Below are 26,263 nucleotides of genomic sequence, written 5' to 3'. Positions count from 1 at the left end.
ATTTGATGTTCGAGGACGGCGAGCTCGAACGGCGGCTTGCGCGGACCTGGATGACGCCGACTGGTGTCTGGGGTGCCCTCACGACAGTCGATCACAAGATCGTCGGCCGCCGTTACATCGTTACCGCATTCGTTTTTCTCGCCTTGGGCGGGCTGCTCGCGCTCGCAATGCGGCTGCAGTTGGCGCAGCCGGAGGCGCGTTTCATCGGCCCGGACCGCTACAATCAGATTTTCACCATGCATGGCTCAAACATGATGTTCCTGTTTGCCGTGCCGGTCATGGAAGCCATGGCGGTCTATCTCGTGCCGCTCATGGTCGGCACCCGCAATATCGCTTTTCCGCGCCTGAATGCCTTTTCCTATTGGATCTATCTCGCCGGCGGTCTGTTGTTGTGGATCTCGTTTGCGCTCGATACCGCGCCCGATGTCGGATGGTTTGCCTATGTGCCCTTGTCCGGTCCGCAATATGGCGCGGGCAAGCGCGCCGACCTCTGGGCGCAGATGATCACTTTCACGGAAGTCGCGGCCTTGGCCGTCGCGGTGGAAATCGTCGTCACCGTCTTCAAGCAGCGTGCGCCGGGCATGTCGCTCGACCGCATTCCGCTGTTCGTCTGGTCGATGCTCGTCACGGCCTTCCTCGTTATCATGGCCATGCCGGCAATCATGCTCGCCAGCTCGACGCTGATCCTCGATCGTCTGGTGGGGACGCATTTCTACAATCCCGCGGAGGGCGGCGATGCGCTGCTATGGCAGCATCTGTTCTGGTTCTTCGGCCATCCCGAGGTCTATATCATCTTCCTGCCAGCCGTCGGCATGGTGTCGACGATAACGGCAACCTTCTCGCGCCGCCCCGTATTCGGCTATCTTCCGCTTGTCATGGCCTTGATCGCAACCGGAATCCTGGCTTTCGGCCTTTGGGTGCATCATATGTTCGTTGTCGGCCTGCCGAAGCTCGGCGAGAGCTTCTTCACCGCCTCCAGCATGGCGATTGCCATTCCCGCCGGCATCCAGATATTTTGCTGGCTGGCGACGCTATGGAGCGGACGGCCTGTCTTCAAGACACCGCTGTTGTTCGTCATCGGTTTTATCGTGACCTTCGTCGTCGGTGGGCTGACCGGGGTGATGGTCGCCTCGGTTCCGTTCGATACCCAGGTGCACGACACCTATTTCGTCGTCGCACACTTCCATTACGTCCTGGTCGGCGGCGCCGTTTTTCCCTTGCTCGGCGCGATCTATTACTGGTTTCCCAAGATGACTGGACGGATGATGAGCGAGACGCTCGGCCGCTGGGCGTTCGGGCTGATCTTTGCCGGCTTCAATCTGACCTTCTTTCCAATGCATATTCTCGGGCTCGAGGGCATGCCGCGGCGCATCTACACCTATCAGCCGGAAATGCCCTGGGCCGGCATGAACATGTTCGTGAGCTTCAGCTCCCTTATCCTTTCACTGGGATTCCTCGTCTTCTTCATCGATGTCATCCGTAGCGCTCGATCCGGGCAGATCGCCGGTGAGAATCCATGGAATGCCTCGACGCTTGAATGGGCGACATCGTCACCGCCGCCATGCTTCAATTTCCGCCATATCCCGGTCGTCGACGCTTGTGATCCCCTGTGGTCGCAGCCGGATGAACTCGCGGTTGCCGGCGGGTTGCGCACCGACCGGCGCGAATTGATCGTCAGCAGCGTCGTCGAAGCGCGGCCGGAAGCAAGCGAGTCCTCGCCACGAAATTCGATCTGGCCGCTCCTGGCGGCTCTCGCCACCACGGTGATGCTGATCTGGTCGATCTTCTCGCCTTGGGCGGTCATTTGGGGATCAATTCCGATCGGGATCGCCTTGACGGGCTGGTTCTGGCCGAAGCAGACGCCGGAGGATGAATCATGAAGGAGCGTGTCGTCCTCGATGTTTCAAGGCTGCCGCCTCATGGCATGGGGAGGGCAAGCCCGACCTGGTGGGGAACCTGTGCCTTCATGCTCATAGAAGGGTCCGGCTTCGCATTGGCGATCGCGGTCTATTTCTACTTGATGAGCCTCGCCCCGCGCTGGCCAATCGACGCGCCGGCGCCGGGCCTCGTTCCTGGAACGACCCTGACCGCGATATTGCTGGCAAGCGTCGTGCCGAACATTCTCGTGTCTCGCTGGGCACGGCAACGAGATCTACACAAGGTGCGGATCGGGCTTATCGTCATGTCGGTGCTCGGGGCGGTGCCGCTGATCCTGCGCGGATTCGAATTCGCCGTCCTCAACATACGCTGGGACGATAATGCGTATGGCTCGATCATTTGGACCATGCTGGGGCTGCATACGACCCACATCGTCACGGATCTCATCGATACGCTGGTACTGACCGGCCTGATGTTTTCGAGGCATGCCGATAATCCGCGCCGCTTCGGCGATGTCGAAGATAATGCAATGTACTGGAACTTTGTCGTGGTGGCGTGGATTCCCTTGTACGCATGCATTTACTGGGTGCCACGTCTATGATGGCCACGGCGGCAAAATATGGGGGTTTGATCCTTGCCCCGCTTGTATGGGCCGGCAATACCCAGCTTGGCCAGATGCTCCCCTATGTCGATTGCAGCCGGCATTCGCATTGGTCCGTCCTGACATCTTCCGTCTCAATTCTACTTGCGTTGGCGAGCGCGGCGATAGCGCGGGCCGGTTCTACGCCCGAGGAGGCGCGAACGGGGCTGTTCCTCCGCCATCTCAGTGTCCTCGTCGGGCTCGCCATCGCCTTCGCGCTTTTCCTGCAGGGAGGAGCCGCGTGGCTCTTGAACGTATGCGAGCATTAGCCGCCCTCATGATCCTGCTGATGACGGGGCGGGAGGCTGCCGCCCATGGCGCGGAAGCGCATCTCTTTCATTCGGTCTGGACGATCGACCCGTGGATCGTGACACCGTTAGCGGTCGCGGCTTTTCTTTACGGCCGAGGTTGGTGGAGGCTGAGGCGACGCGCTCGAACGAGCAGACCCCTCGTGGCGAAGCGTGCCCTTTGTTATTGGGCCGGCTGGGTGACGCTTGCCGTTGCGCTGCTGTCTCCGTTGCACTGGCTCGGAGAGCAGCTTTTTACCTTTCACATGATCGAGCACGAAATCATCATGGCGATCTCCGCTCCGGTGATCGTCATCGCGCGACCGGCAGGCATGCTTCTCTGGGGACTGCCGGATCGGCTGAGGCGCTGGACGGGGAGGGCGATGAGGCGGAGCTCCGTGCGGATCGTCTGGCGCTGGCTCAGCGGAGGAACCAATGCCACCCTATTGCATGCTGTCGCCATATGGGCGTGGCATGCGCCGATCCTGTTCGATGCCGCCGTTGGCAATGTCACGCTGCATCGCCTCCAGCATCTGAGCTTCTTCGCCACCGCTATCCTATTCTGGTGGTCGATCTTCTGGCGCAGCAATCACGGCGTCGCGGCGTGGCACCTGTTCCTGACCATGCTGCACACTGGAGCACTCGGTGCGCTGATGGCACTTGCGCCGCGCGTCCTTTATGTCGCGCAGACGCATGCTGCGGAAACATGGGGGCTTACGCCGCTCGAGGATCAGCAGCTCGCGGGAATGGTCATGTGGATTCCAGCCGGGACGATTTATGCCGGCGCCGCACTCGCGATGGCAGCCCTATGGATCGCGAATGCCGGCAAGGGAGCGGGTCATGTCCCACGCATCCGCCCTTTATAGATCTCGCGGCATCTGGCTGGGTGCGGCAGCCATTGCAGTGCTTTGCGCTCTGATTGGCACGGACATGGCGAAGACTTCGCGGCAGCGCCTGCAGGTGGCACGCGTACTGACCGAAGGCGGGGATCCCTCCCGCGCACCGCCGATCTTTCGTCGATATGGGTGCACCGGATGCCATCAAATCCCCGGCATAGCCGGTGCCGATGGTCAGGTGGGCGGGACTTTGGAGGGTCTTCAAAAACGGGTCTATATCGGCGGCATCGTCAACAATACGGGGGATAACCTCGTTCATTGGATCGTGTCGCCGCAGGATTTTTCGCCCAATTCCGCGATGCCAAAGACAGGGATCTCGCAAGCCGAGGCCCGGGATGTCGCCGCCTATCTCTACACCCATTGATCCCATTTAAGGATGCGGTGTCGGCCGAGGAGGCAGGGTCTTGATGTAGCGCCCGATGGCATCGCGATCGCTTTGCGGCAATATCGCCATGTTGGTGACGACCTCGGCCATAGACGAGCCGACGCGGCCATGGTTTGGCGTGTTGCCGCTCTTCAGCATTTCCGCGATGTCGGCTTCGGACCAATTTCCGATCCGGCTCGGCGTGATATTGGGAACGAAGCCGGTGTCTTCAGGGTCGGTACCGCCGGCAAACCGTGTTTCTGGCTTTATCGCACCGAACATATTGCGCGACGAGTGGCATTCCGCGCAGTGGCCCAGGGTCTCGACCAGATAGCGGCCACGAGCCAGGACAGGATCGGTGCTGGCGGGTCCTTGCGCCTGCCCTTCACGGAAGAACAGCAATTTCCAAAAGCCCAGCAGGCGGCGCATGCGGAATGGGAAGAACAGATCATGCGCGGGCGGGCGGCCGGAAACCGGAGCCAACGTCCTCAGATAGGCCCTTAGATCGCTGATGTCCTCGAGCCGCATACCCGTATAGCTTGGATAGGGAAATACCGGATAGTAGTGCTGATATCGCGGCGAAACACCGCCAATCAACGCGTTGGCGAGATCGACGGTGCTCCATTTTCCGATGCCATCAACGGGATCGGATGAAATATTGGGTGCACGAAATGTGCCGAAAGGCGATGCAAGTGCGAGACCGCCGCCTAATTTCAGACGATCCTTCTGGCCTGGGGTGGCGTGGCAGGACGCGCAGTCGCCGGCGGCGAATATAAGCTGGCCCCGCGCCGGATCGCCGTTGTCTTGAAGGCGAGGATCACCCGTCGCAAAAGGCATGGCAGGTTCCGTCACGAACCAGATCACGGGGGCGGCCAGCAGGGCGGCCAGGCACAGCCAAGTCAGAATGCGCATGCGTTTTATCGACCGATTCGGTGGAGCGCGAAAGATCGCGCTCTCATAGAACTGCCCATTGGGCTATCCGTTCCGTTTATGGGCGGCCGGCTCTAAAGATTATCGATAGTCAATCGCGCATGTCCCTTCCATTGGTTCCGTGCCTAAGTGGTGATCTTCAGAAGGTTTCCTCGCGCAAGGGCAAGCAGCAGGGCGGAGGTGTGAATGGCTTGGCAGATTCCACCCGTCAGGGCTTTGTTTACCGCTTCCATCAAAGGCAGCTGACGCAGTACGACACGTTCTGAAGGATCGTTCATCTGCGCTTGGCTCTCCGTCAGCCCGGTCGCTAAAACGATGTGGCTGTAGTTGGTTTGCATCGCCGGATTGGGTGCAAGGCGCCCACAATATTGCCAATGGCGAGCCTCGAAGCCCGTCTCTTCAAGAAGTTCACGCTTAGCCGCTTCCAAAGGCGTTTCGCCCGCGTCTATTCCTCCACCGGGAACTTCGAGCGATATGATATTCAGTCCGTGGCGGTATTGCTCCAGCAACAAGACTGAACTGTCGTCACCAATTGCGACGACGTGCACCCAGTCAGGGTATGAAAGCACGTAGTAGGGAGAGATCAGGTGACCTTCACTGGTTACGCAGTCGTCGGCTCTCACGTCGATCCACCGATCCTTTAGGATCTGCCGCGATGATTGGATCGTCCATGGCTTCAGTTCCATTGTCATTTCCCTCCGTTGACGCCATTTGGCCAGAAATTGGCAGAAGAATGTGCCGATCCCACTACCTGACGTCAATTTTGCACTCACTCAACGCGCGTCGGCGATAAAGGTGCCGCGGATGGTGGGAAAACGTCTTGCGCTGAGATGGTCACGTCGAGATTCCTTGGGGTTGGAGTGACCGGAACGTGAAATCAGATAACGTGAAATCAGATGAAGTGGAGCTTTTGTCGAAAAAGCAACCACGGAGTGAATCATGCATCGTTTCCTTTCGGGTTCATTGCTGAGCGTGATGGTCGAGGCGCGGCACTGGAAAGGCGGGAACCAATTCGATTGCAAGGCGGTTAGGGAACAAGGATGCAGGAACTAACGAGGAAAGTCATGTCGAATGTTTCGAGAACAGGCACCGACGACGTCAATAATGCAACCAGTAGAACAACCTTCGGGCGATCGGTCGAGAGCCAGAGTCAGCTTCGGGATGCGGCAACCATTGCTTCAGCAACCGATGTCGGCGAGGTTCTGAATATCTACCGGTTGGAACCCATCGCCGCTCCGGAAGATCCGCGTTGGGACAACGCCCGCGATCATGGCGCGGTTGTCGTGGCGGCTAGGACTGCAGGCGACGCGCGCATCGTGGCGGCGGGCAATGAGCTTGACTTTATGGAAGTCGATGCGGCCCCTGCCGAAGATGTGACGACCAGCAATGCGAGCGCATTTCGCGATGACAAGCTTTATACCGTGATCGAGATTGCTCGCGGCCGAACCGACCTCAAACGCGGCGTGCTGGAAGGCGAGGTGTCTGTCGATACGATTCTTCCCACGCAAATCGATCGCTGATCATTTGACCTGAACTAGGAATCGCAGCGCTACGAAAACGGCGGCGCGCTGAACTCCGCAAGACGACATTTTGGATGGAACAATGCCTGACGTTGTAAGTTCGGTGAGCCGCAACGGAGAGGACGATCCAGAATGCGCGGCTTGGAAAATCCAAAATCGGCGTCCGCTCGCGGATGGCACGGCGCGACTTTTTGCCTATTGAGTTTTGGCCTCTCCTCATGTTCCGTGGCGGTACTGAACCCGGTCGGCCCCGTAGGCGCCGGTGATGCCTCGATTATGATCAACGCCACAGTGATCATGCTCGCCATAGTGGTTCCGACCATCCTGCTGGCGTTCTGGATGGCATGGCGTTATCGCGCCTCTAATCCCCGAGCGGAATATCTCCCTTATTGGTCCTATTCCGGACGCATCGAGGCGGTCGTCTGGTCGATTCCAATCCTGACGATCATGTTTATTGGCGGTCTGATCTGGATCGGGTCGCACAGGCTCGACCCGTTCAGGCCGCTATCATCGAGCAAGCCACCTCTCGAGGTGCAGGTCGTATCGCTCGATTGGAAATGGCTTTTCATCTATCCAAAAAACGGGATTGCCACCGTCAATCAAGTCGTGATCCCGACTGGCACGCCGGTACACTTTTCGATCACGTCGGCGAGCGTCTTCAACGCGTTTTTCGTGCCTCGGCTTGGGTCGATGATCTACGCCATGCCCGGCATGATTTCGCAACTGCACCTTCAGTCGGATGAATCCGCTCGCCTGCGGGGCATATCCGCTCAGTTTTCCGGCGACGGTTTCTCGGACATGGAGTTCGAGGTCAGAAGCGTTCCGGATGCAGAGTTTGAAACCTGGATGAAGAGCACTCAGGCGACCGATCTTCCTCTCGATCGGGATGAGTATGGCAAGCTCTTACAGCAGAGCGAGCGCGTTCAGCCTGTGGCCTATCGGCTGGCGGATCCCGGGCTTTTCGATGCCATTGTTCAACAGACGATTCCGCCAGGTCCCGGTCCCGAGGCCGAGTCCCCACAACATGCGGGTCGCGAGACTTCTACTGGCGGAAAGGATTGAACATGTTGGGAAAACTCGGGCTCTCGGCGATTCCCCTGTCTCAGCCGATCCCGCTGATCACCTCCATCGCCGTCATCCTCATCGCCATTTTGGTCTTGATTCTGGTCACCGTAAGAGGATGGTGGCCCTATTTATGGCGAGAGTGGATCACAAGCGTCGATCACAAGCGCATCGGCATTATGTATTGTCTGCTCGGTGTCGTCATGCTCATCCGTGGCTTCGCCGATGCGATCATGATGCGCACCCAGCAGGCGGTCGCGATCGATGCCCCCGGTTACCTGCCGCCCGAACATTATAATCAGATATTCACTGCGCATGGAACGATCATGATCCTGTTCGGTGCCATGCCCCTCGTCTTGGGATTTATGAATTTCCTCGTGCCGCTGCAGCTCGGCGTCCGTGACGTTGCCTTCCCGACATTCAACTCGGTTGGGTTCTGGCTGACGGCCAGCGGTGCGCTGCTGGTCAATGTGTCGCTCTTCATCGGCGAGTTCGCCCGCACCGGATGGCTGCCATACCCGCCTCTCAGCGAGACGAGCTATACGCCAGGCGTAGGCGTCGATTACTATCTTTGGGCCGTGCAGATTTCCGGCATAGGGACCCTGATAACCGGCATCAATATCGTCACGACGATATTGAAGATGCGGTGCCAGGGCATGAGCTATCTCAGAATGCCGGTCTTCTGCTGGACCGCGCTGGCTTCCTGTCTGCTGATCGTGGCAGCCTTTCCGATCCTAACGGCGACGCTCGCCATGTTGACGCTCGATCGCTATGTGGGATGGCATTATTTCACAAATACGGCGGGCGGAAATCCGATGATGTTTGTGAACCTGATATGGGCGTGGGGTCATCCGGAAGTCTACATCCTCGTCCTGCCCGCCTTCGGCATCTTTTCCGAAGTCTTTTCGACCTTTTCCGGCAAGCCGCTATTTGGCTACCGCTCGATGGTGGCGGCGACGATGTTCATTTGCATCGTTTCGATGCTGGTATGGCTGCACCACTTCTTCACGATGGGGGCTGGCGCCGCGGTCAACACCTTCTTCGGCATCTCCTCCAGCATCATCGCCGTCGGCACCGGCGTCAAAATCTACAACTGGATCTTTACGATGTATGGCGGAAGGGTTCGTTTCGAAGTGCCGATGCTTTGGTCGATGGGCTTCATCTTCACTTTCACCATAGGCGGGTTGACGGGTGTCCTGCTCGCCATACCGCCAGCGGATTTCCTGACGCATAATTCCATGTTTCTGGTGGCGCATTTTCACAACGTCATCATTGGCGGTGTCGTGTTCGGCGTTTTCGCGGGGATGGAATTCTGGTTTCCGAAAGCATTCGGTTTCCGGCTCCATGCAGGTTGGGGCAAAGCGGCTTTCTGGCTGGCTTTCGCGGGGTTTTGGGTGACCTTTACGCCCCTTTACGTTCTCGGACTCGATGGAATGACACGGCGGCTGCAGCACATCGACGTTCCCGAATGGGCGCCCTGGCTTTACGTCTCCGTCGTCGGTGTCGGCATTCTTGTCCTGGGGGTCATCGCGCAGGTCATTCAATTGGTCGTCAGCATTCGCCAGCGGGAAAAGCTGCGGGATATCACCGGAGATCCGTGGGATGGTCGTTCTCTTGAATGGGCAACCCCGTCGCCGCCGCCGTTCTTCAACTTCGCCGTCATGCCGAATGTCGAGGGGGAGGAGGCCTATTGGGGTATCAAACTTCGCGCCGTGGAATCACAGCAACTATCGCCCGAACCGGATTATGAGCCTATCGAGATGCCGGTAAACAGTCCCGTTGGAATCTATACAGCCTTTTTCGCCACGATCTTCGGTTTCGCGATGATCTGGTACATCTGGTGGCTTGCCATCGTGGCGCTCGTGGCGGCCTTCATTGGCTTCGTGGTCTTCGCATGGCGCGACGTTCATGAATTCGAGGTTTCGGCCGACGAGGTCGCGCGCGTCGACCGTGTCCGGCGCTCCGCTCGCGAGGCGATGCTCGCGCGAATCTCAGAACAGGGAGTATTGCCATGACGGATACCGGGCTGCCGGCGAGCGTCGAAGCCATCCGGCGCCTTCGCGAAGATCCGCATCGTCTGGGCCACCGTGCTCATGGCCCGGGGGAGCCCGCGGTGGGAACTGGCCAGGGCGCTACCGGCCCCGCGGACAAGCGAATTCTTGTCGGCTACGGATTCTGGATCTATCTGCTGAGCGACATCATCATTTTCGCGTGTTTCTTCGCCGCATTCGCCGTGCAAAGGGGGGCGACGGCCGGCGGGCCGGTGATTACCGATATCGTCGATGTGCAACGCGTGGGATTCGAAACCGCGGCGCTGCTATTGTCGAGTTACACCTGCATGCTGTCGTTTGCGGCGACAAATGCGCGCAATAAGCTGTGGACGCTTATATTTCTGCTTCTGACAGGCCTGCTGGGATTGATATTCGTTCTTCTTGAGCTATGGGAATTCATCGAACTATCCGATCGCGGCTTCACGCCGCAACGCAGCGCAATGCTCACTTCCTTCTACGGGCTGGTCGGACTGCATGGACTGCACGTCACGCTCGGCGGCGTGTGGCTGGCCACGATGATGGCCCAGGTCTTCATAAAAGGATTTCGCCGCGAGATCATTCATCGATTGATCTGCTTCAATCTCTTCTGGCATGCACTTGATATCGTCTGGATCGGCATTTTCACGATCGTCTATCTGATGGGAGTTCGCTAATGAGTACCTCCGACACCGACACGGACATATATGATAATAGGCGGAATTTGCGGGACGACCATGCGCCCGGTGACGAGCCACCGGAAGAAAGCGGCCACTGGGTGTTGAACGCAAACTTGGGCCTGGGATTTTCTATCATTCTGACGGCTGCTTCCTTCTTGCTAGCCACTTCCAACATTGTTTACGGGCCGGCAATTCCGGTAGCGCTTATCGTACTCGCAATTGCGCAAATAGGCGTGCATCTGGTGTTCTTTCTGCATATCACCACTGGCCCCGACAACACAAACAACGTCCTCGCACTGGCATTCGGCATATTGGTCGTCGTGCTGATCGTTCTCGGTTCAATCTGGATCATGGACCATCTGAAGCAAAACATGATGCCCATGGATCAAATGATGAATATGCAGCCATGAGTATTTGGATCATGCACCCGAAAGCTGCGTGATGCCGCATCACAATGCTTTGCCAAGTAGGGACATGCAGTGAAGGAGCTTCAATATGTCACCGAAGTGCTTCGCTCTTCTATTTGCGATCTGCATTTCGCTGACGGCCGGATATATGCTCAGCTTCATATGGCTTTCCGCTGCGACAGCCTACTAGATTTTCGTAGGTTCATGCGGAAGCCTGTCTTATTCCTTTGTGCCTGGCTTACTCCGATCGTTCTTGGAAATGCGCACGCCCGATTTACCAATCGGCGTCACCAGATCTTTTTCAAGGACGGTTGGGGCCATACCCTCTTGCTCACTCGATTGCTGGATCGGAGCGGGATTGTCCGATGTCGCTTTCCGGGAAGGAATGTTCGGACCGCCGAACTTTGTTTCTTTGCCTGTCATGATGCAGCCTTTCCTTGGAAATGAACCTTACTGCGAAAGAGCCGCAAAGTTCCACGAGATCGGAGGGACGAGAGGTATTTGCCGGTCGCACGGAACTTCCGCCGATTTCGCCGCTTAGACGGAAATGATATCTTTCATGCGATTGTTTCGTAACGAACTGACAACCCTTAGACGCTCCCCGGTCATGACCGCGCGGGTCCGGGCGGTTTCGCAATGAAGCACCAGGAGAGCGATGGATCCCCAACTAGGCAACGTCATGAAGGAATGAGCCTGCTCGGCCGCGGTCTCATTTCTGGAGCGGCCGACGACGATCCCTCGGCAATCGGCACCTATGCCAGCGCCGGCGCACGCTTCGGTCTCGGGATGCTCTGGACCGCGCCCGTTACGCTGCCGATGATGTTCACGGTCGTGTACCTTTCATCGAAGCTCGGGCAGGTAACCGGACGTGGACTATTTCAAGTCATCCATGACAATTATCCCCGATGGTTTCTTTATCTGGCGTTGGCCGGAGTCGTTATCGGCAATACGATCGAGGCTGCCGCCGACCTGGGCGGAATGGCGGCCGCGGTCAACCTTTTCGTGCCGCTTTCCGTTCCCCTTATCGTTGCCGTGATGGCAGTCATTCTGCTCTGTCTACAAGTGATGGGCTCCTACACTTTCATTCGCCGAATTTTTCGCTGGCTGGCCCTCAGTTTGCTGGCCTATACAGGCGCGGCTATATTAGCGAAACCGGACTGGATGGCCGTTCTTAAGGGCTCGCTCATTCCATCCATCGAATTTAACGAGGAATTTCTTTCGATCATCGTGGCGATCATCGGCACTACGCTGTCGGCGTATCTCTACACCTGGCAATCCAATGAAGAGGTCGAGGAAAAAATCGCCGAGGGAAAGACTTCGATGAAAGCCAGACGAGGCGTCAGCAGCTCGAAACTGGCTCGTTCGCGCAAAGAAATTCTTGTCGGAATGACGTTCTCAAACCTGGTCATGTACTTCATCATTATGGCGACCGGCGCGACGCTGCATGTTCAGGGGCACACGGATATCCAAACGGCCGCGCAGGCGGCCGAAGCGCTAAAACCAATCGCCGGACAGGCCGCCGGATATTTGTTTGCGGCTGGAATCATATCGGTCGGATTTCTGGCGGTTCCCGTCATGACGACGGGAGCGGCCTACGACCTCGCCCAGTCAATCGGTATCAAGGGCAGCCTGAACGCCAGTGCCCCAGAGGCGCCGGGATTTTACGTCATCATCGCAGCGGTAACGTTGATCGCGGTCGCGATGAACTTCATTGGCATAAATCCGATGAAAGCCCTGGTATGGTCCGGCGTGGTTCAGGGATTTTCTACTCCGCCTCTCTTGCTATTGCTGCTGTTCATGACGAACAACAAGGCGATCATGGGCGAGCATGTGAATTCACGTCTTATGAATGTCGCCGGCTGGCTGACAGTCCTGGCCATTTTCTCGGCCAGTGCCGGGCTCGTGGTGACATGGATCATATAGGATGGGCGATGGAGCAGGCATCCGCCTGCCGATGGAAAGAATAAGCTCCTCACATCCGGCAGAAGATCTGACCTTGAAGGCTCAGATTGGCGCGCATGGATGCAACGCGACGCTCCGCGTCGGCCAGATCATAGGCCCAGAAACTGATGCCGAACGTCCGTCCATCGATATGGTAATCGGCCAGGAAACGGAACATGGTACGCCCGTTACGATCACTTGTACGGAATTCGGGTTCAGGGTCGCGATCCAATCGACGGACCTGCGGAAGCTGGATCACGTTCATTATCGAAACTCCTGTGGCTCATGCGCGTTTTCCGGCGATCCCGTGGTGATATCCAAGCGGCCCTCGTCGGTCCATTTTCAAACTTCCGGAGACAATCGTTGTTCCCGCGGCGAGCGGCAGTTTGTAGAGGGCATCGGTAGAATGGTCGGAGGTACGATCTGCTCCTTTCAAGCGATCCTTGGTTCTTGCAGGCTCTTGCAAAGGTGGAGAAAGCGAAAGCGCGGCCGGTCTTGCAGCGTGGCAAATCATCAGGGCCGGCAATAGGCCGTGCCGTCGGTGGCTCTTGCCGGATGATCGACATATCGGCCGTCCGCTGGCGCGGCAATATCCCAGAAATTGGTCGCCAGCGTATCGAGGGCTGCGCGCAAGCCGGCCCCGCCCAGCGCCGGGCCATGACCGCTGATCAATCGTTCCGGCTTGAGACTAGCAATCTGCTTTGCTGATTGTTCCGATGCCTGCCAGTCGATCGTCAGATAACGAGGCGGACCATGCAGTCTGGGAGCCTGCGTCACTACGTCGTAGACGGATTCCTGGCCGGTCGTGATGACGGCGTCACCGGCGACGAGGGTGCGATCGCTTTCGCGCCAAAGGGAGATATGTCCCGGTGTATGGCCGGGTGTATGCAGCCATGACCATTCGGAAGCGAAAGGTACGGTGCCGTCGGCAGGCAGGCTTTGAAGCAGGCTGCCGAGGTTGGAGGGGCCGCGCGGCAGCAGGGGCGACATGAGCGCAAAGCTTCCGCCACCAACCCATGGGTCTGCAGGCGGATAAGACGCACGTCCATCCAGGTAAGGATGCTCGAGCGGATGGGCGTAGACCGGCACATCCCAAAAAGCGGCCAAGCGTTCGACAGATCCGGCGTGGTCAATATGTCCGTGAGTCATGATAATGGCAGCGGGCCGGGAGGTCGCACCGAAGCGGCGCGCCGCAGCTGCCAAGATCCGATCCTGTGACGATGGCAAACCGGTATCGATGAGGAGCCAGTTGCTATCCGGCACAGGCTTGCCCAGAAAAACCGCATTGACGATGGAGAGCTTCAGGTAGGCCACATCATCGCAGATTTTCCGCGTTCCATCCTCGTTTTCGACTTCGATGACATCGCTATCGCTGAGATGCAGTTGGTCATCCATATCCCGCACTCCGTTGCGAGCCAAATCGTCTCCGAACCACCCATCAATCACTTCGAGATCGATTGTGTTTCACCTTCGGATGAGCGGATGAAAATACAGCCATGCCGTAGCCATCCACTCATCCCGGTAGCCTTTTTACTTTGGAAGTTCCTTGGCCATTTGCAGATGCTGCTCGAGTTTCGGCCTCGTATTGGCGGCCCAGGTCTTCAGACTTGCATCCTCGCCGCCGTTTCCATAGCGTTTGAAAAGATCAACCGCATTCGCATGAGCTGAACGCTGGTCCGCGTCGTAGCGTTTGACAAAGTCATTTCCCTGCATTTTCTGCAGCCGCGCCAGCATCTTCTTCTGGCTTGAACTCATCTCCGTTGGCAGTGTCGCCTTGACCTTTCCACTGTTGACGAGATCTTTCAGCTCATTCGTTGTCTTTTGGTGATCATCAATCATTTGCTGAGCGAATTTTTTCGTTTGATCATTGCCTCGCTGCAGCGCGAGCTTGCTCGATTCAATTTCAAACATATCGCTGCTGGCGGCTTCATTGACAAAGTCTTGGGTATTTGGCGCCGCCCCCACGAGCGAATTAACACCTGTCTTTTCCGCTGTTGATTGAGAATATGCTGGCGCCGCTGCCAGCGCTACCGCAATAGTGACGATCGCGAGCTTCATGCTGGTCTCCTTTTCAGATCTACCTTTATGGAATCCAAGTATCTTCCGTTTCACTGGGTTTCCTGCTGTTTGAAGTCACGCGGCGGCTACCGCGCGTTGGAAAAGATGATGGTACCGTTCAGTATCCATTCGGCGAGTGTCAGCAACGCGATGATCAAAAGCGCAAGTACGATCAGGTATCCCGCCCGCCGTTTTCTGCTCTTCTGTTGAGGACTGTCGTTTGCGGACACAATCGGATCCGTTTCGACAGAATTTTTCTCATCATCATTCCGCATCTCTTCTCCTTCAAGATGTTGCAACGCAACTATCGCAGGCAAGGAATGTTCCCGGGTCGGAACAATAAATCTGTGCCGTGTGTCGATGCCGGTTCCGCAGCCCAGAGGGAACAATCGACAGAAATGGAAGTTGGATGTTCCAAAGGTGCTTTCGCCGCGGTCCACCCTCATCGGATGGTCAAGGTAAAGCACTGCCGTCCTGGCAAATTGATGGAGATGCATGATGGCTCACGCAGGAAAAAAGCACTTCTCCCGCGGATCGAAAGGCAAAGGTGACGCGTCAGGCGCTGCTACGACACTTGAGGAAGGGAAGGTCGGGGAAAATGCCGTTCTGTCCAACCGTGACAAGGCACAACATTCGAGGGAACGAGGTCTCGACAGCCGCGGCGTTCAGACAGAACAATATCGCGATCACGTCAGCAATCGCCGCTGAGCAATAGCGAACGAGGAAAACGACGATCAAAACAGATTGTCGTATCCGCGGTATCGAGTTTCGAAAATTCCACCGATTGGCATCCCTGCAAAGATGACATCAAGCAGGGGATGCTCAGGGCGATTGATGAGGGTATGGCAAGATAACGATCCCCGGTACCGGTCATCAAGCGATAGCGAGTGTCGACGCAAAAGCCGGTTATTGCTTTGAATCAATCACAACGATTGCAGATTTCAGCCACGATGCAGCAAAGTGCTAAGCCATTATTGTCGGGGACCGCGGAGAAAGTGAGTTTTCTCATCAATGGCAAGAATTATTTTTCGTGCCTTGCCGGGACGCTGAACGAGGCTAAACGGCAGATCTGGATTATTGGTTGGAACTTTAATCCGACAATATTGCTGGAGCCGCAAAAATCGGACGCAACCTTGGGAGACGCCCTCGAACAAGCAACCCTTTCCAATCCGGATTTACAGATCCGCATTCTGGTTTGGGCACTTGGGCCAATCTATTCGGATAAATCCCTGAGAATATTTTTTCAAAAAACCTTTCCGAAGAGTGATCGTATCCAGCTACGCTTTGCGATCCAACCCGTCTTGCTCGGCTGCCATCATCAAAAGCTTGTTTGCGTTGACGACAATGTCGCGTTCCTCGGCGGCATCGATCTGGCATCGCGCAGGTGGGACACACGTGGCCATCGTGCCGGAGATCAGCGCAGACGAGATTCGGAGGGCGTGCCCTACGAAGCGGTGCATGACCTCCAGGTCATGGTAACTGGGCAGGCAGCAAGGATCGTCTCTGACATTGCCAGACAGCGGTGGGCGGCGGCAACTGGCGAGCGGCATGAACCCTTGGCACGTACTTGCGAGCATGACTCGCAATGCGAAGGATCGCTTTCTCTTTCCAACATGCCAATCAGGCTTGCCGTCTCAAATCCCACGAGAGGATCACGGATGCGCGATAATCTCGGAAGCGTCACAGCCAAACAAATGATCGATGCAGCGAGGCGCCATCTCTACATCGAAACGCAATATCTCGCCTCGTTCAATATCGCCGAAGCATTGGTTGCGCGTTTGAAGGAGAAAGAAGGACCCGAGATCGTGATCGTCTGTGCGTACCGCTCGCATGGTCTGATCGAAAAGATGATCATGGACAGGAATAGGGATAGGATCATTGCGAAACTCAAACATGCGGACGAGTTCGACCGTTTGCGCGTTTTCTATCCGGTCATTCCGGATGGAACGCGGCAGGTGCCTCTTTTTGTTCATTCAAAGTTGTTGATCGCAGACGACATCCTGGTACGAATTGGCTCATCGAACCTCAATCATCGCTCGGAGAGTTTGGATACGGAGTGCGACATTCTGTTCGAGGCGCAAGGCGCCGAACATAGGAAGGTCATCCGCAGCCTGCGTCACAGCCTTCTTTCGGAATTTCTCGGCTGTTCTTCCGAAACGCTCGATCAGGTCTTTGAGCAAAAGGGCTCTCTTATCCGTGCGATCGCGGCGCTCGATCTTGGTGCAAGGGGCTTGAGGCCGCTTCACTCGAAAAGCCGAAAGATCACACCTGTTTTGGGGACGGCACTGTTCGATCCCGCGCGACCCTGGCCGCCATCACGCCTCCGTCGTGTCGCGGGTCGATTGCGTCGCATGCTCCGGTTTGGCTGATTGCTGGCTGAAAATCAGTTCGGTAATCATCATCGCGATGCCACCGAACAGAAGCGGAATGAGATAGTAGATCAAGCGAAAAGCGATCAAGGCTCCGATCGAGGCGGCATTCGGAACGGCATATGCCAGGGTTGTCTCCAGGATACCGAGACCTCCGGGGACATGGGTGGTCAGGACGAGAGTGTTGGCAAGCACGAATGCAGTGACGGTGCGGAAATAGGATACCTCGGCATAAGCCGAAAACAATGCGTAAAGGCATGCGGACACGAAGGCAAAATTCACAGTGCCAATCGTAATCTGTGCCAGAGCTATCCTTGCTTGAGGCAATTCAAATGACCAATGCCATAAGGTCAGCCGCCTTCGCAGGTATTTAGCCAGAATACCATAGATCACAGGAATGCAAAGAAGAGCGCCACCCAATATACGCAGAGCTGGAGCATCGACGCGCAGCAGCGTAACGATATCTTCCGAAGCGACAAGCAAGGCGATACCGCCGATGGTCAGCAGGCCGAGGGCGACCGTCACACCGGAAAATAGGATGATCTTCGCGACATCTTCCATGCTAAGGCCCCAGCGAGCATAATAGCGATAACGAAATGCACCGCTGCTGAGCCCTGCAAATCCGATATTGTGACCCATCGACAGGCTGATGAGGGATGCCAGCGCAATTTTTGAATATGGCAAGGACTTTCGAAGCGACAGAATGGCCAGATAATCGAAGCCGGTCAGGCTGATATAGGAACCCGCCGCGAAGAGGATCGCTGCCGCAAGGCACAGGAAGGGGAGTTTGCGCAGCGATGCTTCAATCTCTTCCAAACTGTAGTGCGAAAGGATCCGATAAAGAAGAAAGAGCGCCAGGCAAAGCGCGCCAAGCATTGCCGCATTCCATATCAAGCCTTTCCGGGTCATCGGGTCTGCCTTTGTTCACGCCGGCTATTCTGCGGAACGACTGGGCGGCTTCGGTGTTCCCCACATATGACCAACGAGAAGCGAATCAGAATACTCACCTATAATGTGCACAGCTGCATTGGCACCGATCGCAAGGTCGACCCGACTCGGATCGCATCCGTTATCGCCCAAACACAGGCTGATATCGTGGCGCTGCAGGAAATCGACGTTCGTCGTTTGCGGACAGGGCGTATCGACCAAGCAAGCATGATCGCGTCGCTTTTGAAGATGGAAGCTCATTTCAATGCGACGCTGACATTCGCGGAGGAGCAATATGGAGATGCGATCATAACCAACTGGCCGACAAGGGCGGTCAAGGCTGGTCCGTTGCCGTCAAGAGGCGAGCCTCGCGGCGCTCTTGCAGTCGAGATTGTCATCGGCGATGTCATATTAAACGTCGTGAATACACATCTCGGACTTCGTGGGCGGGACCGTATCCAGCAAATGACGACATTGCTGGGTCCCCCATGGCTGCATGGTTCCGTGCAGCCGGGTGCTACGATCCTATGCGGTGATTTGAACGCCGTTCCCGCATCCGCTACCTATCGGCTGATCGGTCGGCTCTTTAAAGATGTCCAGCTTCAGGGAAAAGACCCGGCGCGTCCGACCTTCCCCTCCAGATACCCTCTGATGCGCCTCGATCATATATTTGTCAGCGAGGACATTCATGTCATGGGTTCTGCTGTTCTACAAAACAAACTGACGAAGGTTGCTTCCGATCATCTTCCGCTCATCGCCGATCTGATCCTCGCGAGCTAGCGATTACACCTGATGACTGGATCATCCCGCCCGAATAAGCTTGGCAAATCCTGACAGACACGTCGGCGCCGACGGGGAACATTCAATCACCCGCGGGGTTCGAAGGCGAAGCAGACGTGTAAGCCTGTCGCTGCAGGCAACGTGCGCTCGAGACGAGCCGCGATCATGGCCGTTTGCAGGCAAAGGGGAGATCAGATGTCGGATGGGATCGGCCTTGCCAGTTATGGACGTGCGCGCAGTGTCGACGCGAATAGCTTAGTCGCCGGCAGCGGCGGGCGCCGCGCGGGCGTGCTGACATTTCATGGCTGCATCAACTACGGCTCCTATTGGCAGGCACGCTGCCTCATCGAAGGATTGCGATCGATGAACGTCGATGCGTTGCTGCTGAACCACAGATCGAGACGCGTGGATATGGCCGAATGGCGTTGCGCGTTTCGGCCACAGCTACCTGTTGCGACCGCCAGGGAAGATTATCCGCTTTACCGTATAAAGATCCGCAAATCCCTCGACGCAGTTTCCCGGCTGCCACTATCCGCACCGTTCGCGCTAGAGGATCCATCGGCTATCGAAGATCTGCCGCTCGTCATTGTCGGCAGCGATGAGGTCTGGAATTTGCATCATCCCTGGTACGGCGGCAGCGGCCTCTTCTTTGGCGAAGGCTTGCGGAAGCCTCTCCTTTCCTCCTACGCCGCCAGCTTTGGAAATTTCAATTCAGCGCGGCGGCTGAACGGCCACTGGGCCGAGAAACTGCGTCACTTTTCATGGATTTCAGTGCGCGACTTGAATTCGAAGCGCCTTCTTGGTGAGACCTTAGGGATGGAGGCCGAATTGGTGCTCGATCCGTGCCTTCAGTTCCCGCAAGCGATCTTCGATGCTGGTAAAGAACAGCCGTTACACCCTTACGCGGCTGTTTACGGGCACAGCTTTCCGGCCTGGTTTCAGCGAATGGTTCGAGATTGGGCGGATGCGCATAATATCCGGCTGGTCAGCATCGGATACAGGAACAATTGGGCTCATGAACACCACATCGACGCGGGACCGGAAGAATTCGCCCGCTTGATCGGCGGCGCCAATGCGGTGGTGACGAATTTCTTCCATGGCTGCGTTTTTGCTCTCGTCAATGAAAAGCCCTTGGCCTGCGTTCTCTCCGATTATCGATCGAACAAGCTTCGCGATCTGACGGCAATGGTCGGCATTGAGGGAAGTGTTATATCTGAATTCAGCCACGCATCTCGATTGCATCTGGCCTTGACGGAAGCGCCGGGGCCGGATGTCGCCCGGCATATCGAAAGCCTTCGTCATAACTCCAGCACTTTTCTCAATCATGTCATCGAGCAGGCATTCTGATCCCTTGGGAAATACCGGCCGGGTGAGCCCGGCTGATCTCATTCGCTCCGGGCTCTGTATCGGATGCGGTGCCTGTGTGGCGCGTGCGCAAGAGAACGACGTCCATATGGATTTCGATCCCTTCGGGCAATGGAAGCCGCGTGCGGGTAGTGGTTGGATGCGAGACCGAACGGCGGATTTTTCTCGGATATGCCCGTTTTCTCCAAGCAGCAAGAACGAAGATGTGCTCGCCGAAGAGCTCTTCCCGAATGCCGTCAAAACCGACCCTCAGCTCGGCCGATTGGAGGCGACATTCGTCGGTCATGTCGCGGAAGGCACCTTTCGCGCCAGTGGCAGCTCGGGAGGTATGGTCACTTGGGTCGCAACCGAGCTTCTTCGCAACGGGCTTGTCGATGCTGTCGCGCATGTTGTCGAAAGAGCTGGGGCGGCCTTAGCCGACGGACCCTTGTTTTACTATACGCTCTCGCGCGATCCGCAGGCACTGCAGACAGGCGCCAAGTCGCGCTACTATCCGGTGGAGATGTCGGGGGTGCTCGATGAGATCAGGAAGACGCCAGGTCGATATGCCGTGGTCGGCGTTCCCTGCTTCATAAAGGCATTGAGATTGTTGAGCAGCGCCGATCCGATCCTGAAAGAGCGCATTGCCTTCACGCTCGGGCTCGTTTGCGGGCATATGAAAAGCGCTCGCATGACCGAGAGCTTCAGCTGGCAGATGGGGCAGCGGATTCAGGATGTCGAGCGGATCGACTACAGGTCAAAATCTCCGGATCGCCCGGCCAGCTGGTATCGCGCGAGCCTGGGGCTGCGAAATGGCGAGCTTCGGGCTCGCGACTGGTGGAACCTTGTGGACGGCGATTGGGGCGCCGGCTTTTTCCAGAATTCCGCCTGCAACTATTGTGACGACGTGGTTGCGGAGACAGCGGATATTTCGTTCGGCGACGCCTGGCAGGAACCTTATTCATCAGACGGGCGGGGAACCAATGTCGTGATCGTGCGATCGCGGGCGCTTCTCGAGCTCATTGGTGCGGGGATGGAATCCGGACGCATTTGCCTCTCGCCGGTCGACGAAGCCTTCGTTGTCAGTACCCAAGCCGCAGGCTTTCGGCAAAGACGGGAAGGTTTGGCCTTCCGCATGAGTCTGCCGCGATTTGGCATTCGCCCCGGCAAGCGCGTCGCTGCGGTGAGACACGGGTTGGGTGCCCGGCGCAAGATGATATACGGCATGCGCCTGGCCATCAGTTTTTGGAGCCATCGGGTCTTTTGGCTCGCCCGTGAAATGCATTGGCCAGGTCTCTATCTGGGTTGGGCTCGCCTGATGCTGAGCTGCTATCATGCGCTGGCCTATTCGCGTGGACCCATGGGTCGGCTGCTCGATCGCTTCTGTCCGGACAGGAAACTGTGAGGACGGATGATTAGAAAGCCGTCATGGCGGAAGACGGCCGATCGAAGCGATCAGCGGTCCGATGCGGGGCATAGCGTTCGACCATTTCGCGGCAGAATTCGGCAAATTCTTCCGGCACCAGCGGGGCACTCGTATGATGAGGGGCGATGCCGCGATGTTCCGGCGTGAAGCAGAAGGTGACCGTGACATCGAAGTCCTCAAGGCTGCGCATTTGCCGATCGAACCAGTCCAGCGCATTGGGACGGAAACGATCCGCCCAGGAAAGGCCTGTCCTGATCGATTTCACCCCGAGCCGCTTCATCCAGGCGACCGCCTCGTCAAGTCGCGGATCTTCGAAATGAAACCATTGAACCAGGCCGAGTTCCGGGGCATGCCGGGCGAAGGCGTCAAGGGCCGGCTTCGGCGTACCGTCCTCCCGCAGAAGACCCATGTAGTAGTGCCGATAATAAGAGGAACCCTCGGCTTCCTTGTGGCGCGTAGTCGCTTCCCATGACCTCGGAAGGTCGAAGAGACTGTACCACTGGAATTGCGGCACCTTCCCCTTGAGCAGCTCGACAGTGCGGTTCAAGCCCCAAAGCTGCACGTATTCAGCGCCAAAACTCGATACGCCGACCTCGCTGACCCAGACGGGAAGATCGGTGACATCAGCGATTTCGGCGATTCTCCGCGGCCATTCGTCAATTTGCCATAGATTCCAGTCCAGCGGAAAGCCGTGAACCGCGACGGCGTCGAGATGATCCAGGACCCCAGAATTTTTCATTCGATCCATGAAGGCGGGATCAATCGGAGAGATGCCACCCAGCACCTTGACCAAGTCGGGATTCGCAAGCGCGATCGCGTCGGCGGCCAGTATCGCCATTTCGGCAAACCGGCTCCAGTCGGGATCTATCTCCGGATCCCAGTGCGACTTGTTGTTTGGCTCGTTCCAAATCATAGCTGCTTTGATCATGCTGATCTCCCGCGACAAGCTCATGGATTCATTTCATTGAGGGTGATGATTTTCGCTCCCCAATCTGCGACGACCATGTGGGTCACGGATGCTGGTTCCACGTCGAACCTCAGCCAGGCGTCGATCGGCAAGCCGAGAACATGGCTGACCGCCGCTTTGATAACATCTCCGTGGGATACGAGCGCCAGCCTCTTGCCATCGGCCTTGGTCGCGAGATCTGCAATCAATTTCCAAACGCGGCTCTGAACGTCGAGCATGGTTTCGCCGTTCGGCGCCCGTACAAGGCTGCGCATGGTGTTCCAACGTCGCCATTGGGCGTCTTGTTCGAGCGTCGAAAAGGTCTTGCCGCTCCAATCGCCGAAATCGACTTCATCCAGTGCCTCTTCGATCCGCGGGGAACCCAGCCCACATGCGGAGACGATTGCTTCGGCCGTCTGCTGGGTGCGTTCGCGCGGGCTGCTGTAAACCGCATCCAGATGGTAGCGCGCCATGCGCGGTCCAAGGCGATTTGCCTGCGACAAGCCCGCATCGCCGAGAACGATCCCATGTGTGCGACCTGCAAGAAAAGCGCCGAGATTGTCGTGGGCTGCGTGACGAACAAGGAAGAACGTCGTCGTCATTCCGCCGCTCCGGGCAAGGCATCCTCCTGGTCCTCGATGAAGGCCTGCGTGCGCCTGCGGGCTTCCTGATCGGTGAATTGGCGCGGCGGTGATTTCATGAAGTAGCTCGATGGACCGACCAGAGGGCCGCCGATGCCGCGATCGAGCGCCAGTTTGGCGCAGCGTACCGCGTCGATGACCACACCGGCCGAATTGGGCGAATCCCACACTTCCAGCTTCAGTTCCGCATTGAGCGGCACGCCGCCGAACGTCGTTCCCTCCAGCCTGATATAAGCCCATTTGCGGTCCGCGAGCCATGGAACATGATCGCTCGGTCCGACATGGATGTCCGTCGGGGCGAGCGGTACATCGAGCTGGCTCGTCACCGATTGCGTCTTGGAGATCTTCTTCGATTCAAGCCGCTCGCGTTCCAGCATGTTGAGGAAGTCCGTATTGCCGCCGAAATTCAGCTGATAGGTGCGATCGACCCTTACGCCGCGCTCGCGGAAAAGGTTGACGAGCATACGGTGGACGATCGTCGCGCCCACCTGGCTTTTTATATCGTCCCCGATGAGGGGCAGGCGGCTCTCGGCAAAACGGCGCTGCCATTCAGGCTTCGAGGCGATGAAAACGGGGATGCAGTTGACGAAGGCGCACCCTGCGGCGAGCGCCTGTTCGGCATACCACTGCGTGGCTTCCTCGGACCCGACCGGAAGATAGGAGACAAGCACTTCTGTCTGCGTCTGGCGCAAAATTTCGGCGACATCGGCGACCGGCTCTTCCGATTGTGGGATCTCGTCCTTCAAGTATCGGCCCAGGCCATCGAGGGTCTTGCCGCGATTGACCTTGATGCCAGTCGGCGCGACCTCGGCAAAACGCTGGGTATTGTTGGGTTCGGCGTAAATGGCCTCGGCGACATCCCTGCCGACCTTGGAAGCGGCGATATCGAAAGCCGCCGAAATCTCGACGTCGCGAACATGATATCCTCCGAGGTCCACATGCATGAGGCCAGGGACGGGCTCGTTGCTTTCGGCATCGCGATAGTAGGTCAGCCCCTGCACAAGCGAGGACGCGCAATTGCCGACACCGACGATAGCTACTCGAATGGAATGGGAACGCATGTCTTTCTCCAGCATCTACAAAGCCATCCCCGAACAAGGAGGGGAGGCATCTGTTCCCGAAAAAATCTTTCAATGGATCGCAAGCCGGTTTCGCGCGTTCGAATGTTTCGGATTGAAGAGGTGCGGCGATGCTGGTCTACGGAGATATGGAGCGTGTCGAGGAAGCCGCATCGATATGCCGCCGGATCGCAGATGGCATGATGACTTGCTTAAGTATGAAGCCAGATCGCCATCGGCACGAGCTCCTGGTGCAGACCTTCATTATGGCCGGCGAACTCGTCCAGGGGCTTGCCGATCGTGAATTTCAGCAAAGAGGCTGCGATGAGATTTCCGACACGCGGACTGCCGGTGCGGAGCTGCTGTTGCTGCAAGCCCGGATGATTCTGCAGTCGTGGCAAGGAGGTTTCACCGGGCCTCTGACGCATTCAGCCGATTGGAAAGCGTTGCTGGAGCGCCTCGGGGTTGAGGAATTCATCTGGATCAGGCGGCCCGAAGGTTATGCCCATTATGCGCTCTATCCCGAGAGCTTTCTGGAGGCGGCCTTGCGTTCAGGCCTCACCTCCGATACCGTGGTGATCGGCGTGCGCAGTATCGGCGTCGGCCTTGGCGCGCTTGTCGCGGCCGCGCTCGGCTCCGGGTCTGCCTATTCCCTGCGGCCGACGGGCGACCCTTTCCGCCGGCACGTGCTGCCAGGGGAAGCTTTGCAAAATCAAATTCTGAGCCGATCCGATACGGATTTCGCCATTGTCGATGAAGGCCCAGGATTGTCGGGCAGTTCATTTGGCTGCATAGCGGATTGGCTGGAGACGAATGGGGTCCCTGCCGAGCGCCTTCATTTTTTTCCAAGTCACAAGGGCGACCCAGGTGGGCAGGTCAGCAAGACGCATCTTCGCCGGTGGAGGCAGCGGAGGCCGCATGTCGTCGATGTTCACGAGCTGATCCTGGACGCGCCGGAAAAGAAACATAACCTCAAGTCGTGGGCTTGCGAGCTCCTGGGCGTGAGCGGAGATTCCTGGCAGGACCTGTCGGGGGGCGAGTGGCGAAGGCTTCGCTATGGGGATCCGCACAATTGGCCGCCGAGCTACAGGCGGCAGGAGAAGCTGAAATTTCTGCTGTCGAACGGCGAGGCGCGCCATCTGGTGAAATTTGCAGGGCTTTGCGATACGGCAACCAAGCAGGCAAGAGGCAGGGTGTTGAGCGAGGCCAGCTTCACGCCACCGGTATTGGGGACCTGTCACGGCTTCATTGTCGAACCATGGGTAGAGGGCTCTCCAATGACGGCGGAGCCGGCATCAAAGGAAATGGTTGTGCAGATCGGCCAGTATCTTGGTTTCCGGGCAGGCCATCTTCCTGCTGCGCATGGAGGAGCATCGCTCTCCGATCTATGCCATATGGCCGTCGTCAATATCGGGGAGGCCCTCGGAAGCGAGATCGCTAATCACGTTGAACGACTGATTGGCCAGCCGCATCGTTTGACGAAATATTTGCGGCGGACGGATACGGATAATCGGCTTCACCGATGGGAATGGGTAAGGCGGCAAGACGGCCGTTTGATGAAGACCGATGCGCTGGATCACAATGCCTCTCATGATCTCATCGGATGTCAGGATGTCGCCTGGGATGTCGCGGGTGCGTGTGTGGAATTCGATCTATCGAAGGCGCAGCGGCTACATTTGGCTCAGATTGTTGCGGCAGAAGCCGGTCGCGATGTGCGCGAGGATGTGCTTGACGTATTCGAGGCATGCTATCTAGGCTTTCAGATCGGCCTTTGGTCTTTGGCGGCACAAAGCCAAGATACTGCTGAGCGAGGACGTCTGACGAATGCCGTGGCGCGCTATGAAGGGCGCATCCGCGCCTTACTGGCGGACCGTCCCGCCATCTTCAATGGCTGATGGCTCCTCGGCGGACTCGGGTTTGTCCGAAGTCATGTCAGGTCGATATCCCAAGGCCGTTCTGATGAGTTTGATGGATTGGATGCCGACACCTCTCAGCATCAACAATTGGTCGTCCGTCATGCCCGCAGCCTCGTGACAGCGGGTAATGCCGTTGTCGGCCAAGGAACGAACCACCCAGCGCGGA

General features: G+C 57.3%; 27 protein-coding genes. 16 read left to right on the top strand and 11 right to left on the bottom strand.

What is annotated here, in order from left to right:
* Positions 1–5 precede the first annotated feature (5 nt).
* From ctaD to FBZ97_RS29385, 4 genes are all read left to right on the top strand, one after another.
* Complete coding sequence (gene ctaD, locus FBZ97_RS29400; RefSeq protein WP_246661209.1) at positions 6–1,880, top strand: cytochrome c oxidase subunit I; 1,875 nt, start codon at positions 6–8, stop codon at positions 1,878–1,880.
* The gene (locus FBZ97_RS29395; protein WP_145323142.1) at positions 1,877–2,479 is read left to right on the top strand and encodes a cytochrome c oxidase subunit 3; all 603 of its coding nucleotides are present in this window, start codon (positions 1,877–1,879) and stop codon (positions 2,477–2,479) included. Before ctaD ends, FBZ97_RS29395 begins: the two co-directional genes overlap by 4 nt.
* Positions 2,480–2,807: 328 nt before the next feature.
* Positions 2,808–3,671, top strand: a complete 864-nt coding sequence (locus FBZ97_RS29390) for a cytochrome c oxidase assembly protein (RefSeq protein WP_246661900.1) — start codon at positions 2,808–2,810, stop codon at positions 3,669–3,671.
* Positions 3,646–4,065: a c-type cytochrome gene (locus FBZ97_RS29385; protein WP_145323140.1), complete on the top strand. Its 420-nt coding sequence runs from the start codon at positions 3,646–3,648 to the stop codon at positions 4,063–4,065. Before FBZ97_RS29390 ends, FBZ97_RS29385 begins: the two co-directional genes overlap by 26 nt.
* Positions 4,066–4,071: 6 nt before the next feature.
* Here the strand turns inward: FBZ97_RS29385 and FBZ97_RS29380 are convergent, their stop codons facing one another.
* Together FBZ97_RS29380 and FBZ97_RS29375 are read right to left on the bottom strand one after the other, a co-directional pair.
* Complete coding sequence (locus FBZ97_RS29380; RefSeq protein WP_113421111.1) at positions 4,072–4,977, bottom strand: cytochrome c; 906 nt, start codon at positions 4,975–4,977, stop codon at positions 4,072–4,074.
* Positions 4,978–5,120: 143 nt separating this feature from the next.
* Positions 5,121–5,681, bottom strand: coding sequence for an NUDIX hydrolase (locus tag FBZ97_RS29375; protein WP_113353033.1), 561 nt, complete (start codon positions 5,679–5,681; stop codon positions 5,121–5,123).
* A gap of 378 nt (positions 5,682–6,059) precedes the next feature.
* Between FBZ97_RS29375 and FBZ97_RS29370 the strand changes: the two genes are divergently transcribed.
* The 5 genes from FBZ97_RS29370 (at position 6,060) to cyoD (ending at position 10,694) form a co-directional block, all read left to right on the top strand.
* The gene (locus tag FBZ97_RS29370) at positions 6,060–6,515 is read left to right on the top strand and encodes a hypothetical protein (RefSeq protein ID WP_145323138.1); all 456 of its coding nucleotides are present in this window, start codon (positions 6,060–6,062) and stop codon (positions 6,513–6,515) included.
* 132 nt (positions 6,516–6,647) lie between these two features.
* Positions 6,648–7,577, top strand: a complete 930-nt coding sequence (cyoA, locus tag FBZ97_RS29365) for a ubiquinol oxidase subunit II (RefSeq protein WP_145323136.1) — start codon at positions 6,648–6,650, stop codon at positions 7,575–7,577.
* 2 nt (positions 7,578–7,579) lie between these two features.
* Positions 7,580–9,592, top strand: coding sequence for a cbb3-type cytochrome c oxidase subunit I (locus tag FBZ97_RS29360; protein ID WP_145323134.1), 2,013 nt, complete (start codon positions 7,580–7,582; stop codon positions 9,590–9,592).
* Positions 9,589–10,281, top strand: coding sequence for a cytochrome c oxidase subunit 3 (locus tag FBZ97_RS29355; protein WP_113353037.1), 693 nt, complete (start codon positions 9,589–9,591; stop codon positions 10,279–10,281). The genes FBZ97_RS29360 and FBZ97_RS29355 overlap by 4 nt, the downstream gene beginning before the upstream one ends.
* The gene (cyoD, locus tag FBZ97_RS29350; protein WP_145323132.1) at positions 10,281–10,694 is read left to right on the top strand and encodes a cytochrome o ubiquinol oxidase subunit IV; all 414 of its coding nucleotides are present in this window, start codon (positions 10,281–10,283) and stop codon (positions 10,692–10,694) included. The genes FBZ97_RS29355 and cyoD overlap by 1 nt, the downstream gene beginning before the upstream one ends.
* A 216-nt stretch (positions 10,695–10,910) precedes the next feature.
* Here the strand turns inward: cyoD and FBZ97_RS29345 are convergent, their stop codons facing one another.
* A complete protein-coding gene (locus FBZ97_RS29345) occupies positions 10,911–11,114 on the bottom strand; it encodes a hypothetical protein (protein WP_113353038.1) in 204 nt (67 codons plus the stop codon).
* A gap of 264 nt (positions 11,115–11,378) precedes the next feature.
* On the opposite strand from FBZ97_RS29345, the gene FBZ97_RS29340 reads away from it, so the two are divergent.
* Positions 11,379–12,614, top strand: coding sequence for an Nramp family divalent metal transporter (locus FBZ97_RS29340; RefSeq protein WP_246661898.1), 1,236 nt, complete (start codon positions 11,379–11,381; stop codon positions 12,612–12,614).
* A 49-nt stretch (positions 12,615–12,663) separates the two neighbouring features.
* On the opposite strand, the gene FBZ97_RS29335 is transcribed toward FBZ97_RS29340, so the two are convergent.
* From FBZ97_RS29335 to FBZ97_RS29320, 4 genes are all read right to left on the bottom strand, one after another.
* A complete protein-coding gene (locus FBZ97_RS29335; RefSeq protein WP_113421108.1) occupies positions 12,664–12,897 on the bottom strand; it encodes a hypothetical protein in 234 nt (77 codons plus the stop codon).
* 248 nt (positions 12,898–13,145) lie between these two features.
* A complete protein-coding gene (locus FBZ97_RS29330; RefSeq protein ID WP_145323129.1) occupies positions 13,146–14,027 on the bottom strand; it encodes an MBL fold metallo-hydrolase in 882 nt (293 codons plus the stop codon).
* A gap of 135 nt (positions 14,028–14,162) precedes the next feature.
* Positions 14,163–14,690: a DUF4142 domain-containing protein gene (locus tag FBZ97_RS29325; protein WP_113353042.1), complete on the bottom strand. Its 528-nt coding sequence runs from the start codon at positions 14,688–14,690 to the stop codon at positions 14,163–14,165.
* Between the two features lie 86 nt (positions 14,691–14,776).
* Positions 14,777–15,187 carry a hypothetical protein gene (locus FBZ97_RS29320; protein ID WP_145323128.1) on the bottom strand — a complete coding sequence of 137 codons (411 nt, stop codon included), beginning with the start codon at positions 15,185–15,187 and terminating at the stop codon, positions 14,777–14,779.
* A gap of 1 nt (position 15,188) precedes the next feature.
* Between FBZ97_RS29320 and FBZ97_RS34895 the strand changes: the two genes are divergently transcribed.
* Positions 15,189–15,398: a hypothetical protein gene (locus FBZ97_RS34895; protein ID WP_113421106.1), complete on the top strand. Its 210-nt coding sequence runs from the start codon at positions 15,189–15,191 to the stop codon at positions 15,396–15,398.
* A 179-nt stretch (positions 15,399–15,577) separates the two neighbouring features.
* On the top strand, positions 15,578–17,059 hold the full coding sequence (locus tag FBZ97_RS29310; protein WP_246661897.1) for a phospholipase D-like domain-containing protein: 1,482 nt from the start codon (positions 15,578–15,580) through the stop codon (positions 17,057–17,059).
* On the opposite strand, the gene FBZ97_RS29305 is transcribed toward FBZ97_RS29310, so the two are convergent.
* On the bottom strand, positions 17,006–17,968 hold the full coding sequence (locus FBZ97_RS29305) for a lysylphosphatidylglycerol synthase domain-containing protein (RefSeq protein WP_145323127.1): 963 nt from the start codon (positions 17,966–17,968) through the stop codon (positions 17,006–17,008). The two genes, FBZ97_RS29310 and FBZ97_RS29305, sit on opposite strands and share 54 nt — an antisense overlap.
* Before the next feature lie 66 nt (positions 17,969–18,034).
* On the opposite strand from FBZ97_RS29305, the gene FBZ97_RS29300 reads away from it, so the two are divergent.
* The 3 genes from FBZ97_RS29300 (at position 18,035) to FBZ97_RS29290 (ending at position 21,515) form a co-directional block, all read left to right on the top strand.
* Positions 18,035–18,766, top strand: coding sequence for an endonuclease/exonuclease/phosphatase family protein (locus FBZ97_RS29300; protein WP_113388603.1), 732 nt, complete (start codon positions 18,035–18,037; stop codon positions 18,764–18,766).
* 195 nt (positions 18,767–18,961) lie between these two features.
* Positions 18,962–20,113: a polysaccharide pyruvyl transferase family protein gene (locus FBZ97_RS29295; protein WP_113388604.1), complete on the top strand. Its 1,152-nt coding sequence runs from the start codon at positions 18,962–18,964 to the stop codon at positions 20,111–20,113.
* Positions 20,091–21,515, top strand: coding sequence for a Coenzyme F420 hydrogenase/dehydrogenase, beta subunit C-terminal domain (locus FBZ97_RS29290; RefSeq protein WP_233788519.1), 1,425 nt, complete (start codon positions 20,091–20,093; stop codon positions 21,513–21,515). Before FBZ97_RS29295 ends, FBZ97_RS29290 begins: the two co-directional genes overlap by 23 nt.
* A 10-nt stretch (positions 21,516–21,525) precedes the next feature.
* On the opposite strand, the gene FBZ97_RS29285 is transcribed toward FBZ97_RS29290, so the two are convergent.
* From FBZ97_RS29285 to FBZ97_RS29275, 3 genes are read right to left on the bottom strand one after another with little or no spacing between them, the layout of a single operon-like run.
* A complete protein-coding gene (locus FBZ97_RS29285; RefSeq protein WP_145323126.1) occupies positions 21,526–22,464 on the bottom strand; it encodes a beta-xylosidase in 939 nt (312 codons plus the stop codon).
* A 20-nt stretch (positions 22,465–22,484) separates the two neighbouring features.
* Entirely contained in the window at positions 22,485–23,084 is a 600-nt protein-coding gene (locus FBZ97_RS29280; RefSeq protein WP_145323125.1) for a histidine phosphatase family protein, read from the bottom strand.
* Entirely contained in the window at positions 23,081–24,184 is a 1,104-nt protein-coding gene (locus FBZ97_RS29275) for an inositol-3-phosphate synthase (protein WP_145323124.1), read from the bottom strand. The genes FBZ97_RS29280 and FBZ97_RS29275 overlap by 4 nt, the downstream gene beginning before the upstream one ends.
* Before the next feature lie 248 nt (positions 24,185–24,432).
* Between FBZ97_RS29275 and FBZ97_RS29270 the strand changes: the two genes are divergently transcribed.
* Complete coding sequence (locus FBZ97_RS29270; RefSeq protein ID WP_246661896.1) at positions 24,433–26,076, top strand: hypothetical protein; 1,644 nt, start codon at positions 24,433–24,435, stop codon at positions 26,074–26,076.
* The last annotated feature ends 187 nt before the right edge of the window (positions 26,077–26,263 follow it).

It is taken from the genome of Rhizobium sp. ERR 942 (assembly GCF_007828395.1).
Classification (GTDB): domain Bacteria; phylum Pseudomonadota; class Alphaproteobacteria; order Rhizobiales; family Rhizobiaceae; genus Rhizobium; species Rhizobium dioscoreae.
The sequence above is the reverse complement of the archived record's forward strand: the minus strand, read 5'-3'. Positions and strand labels throughout refer to the sequence as shown.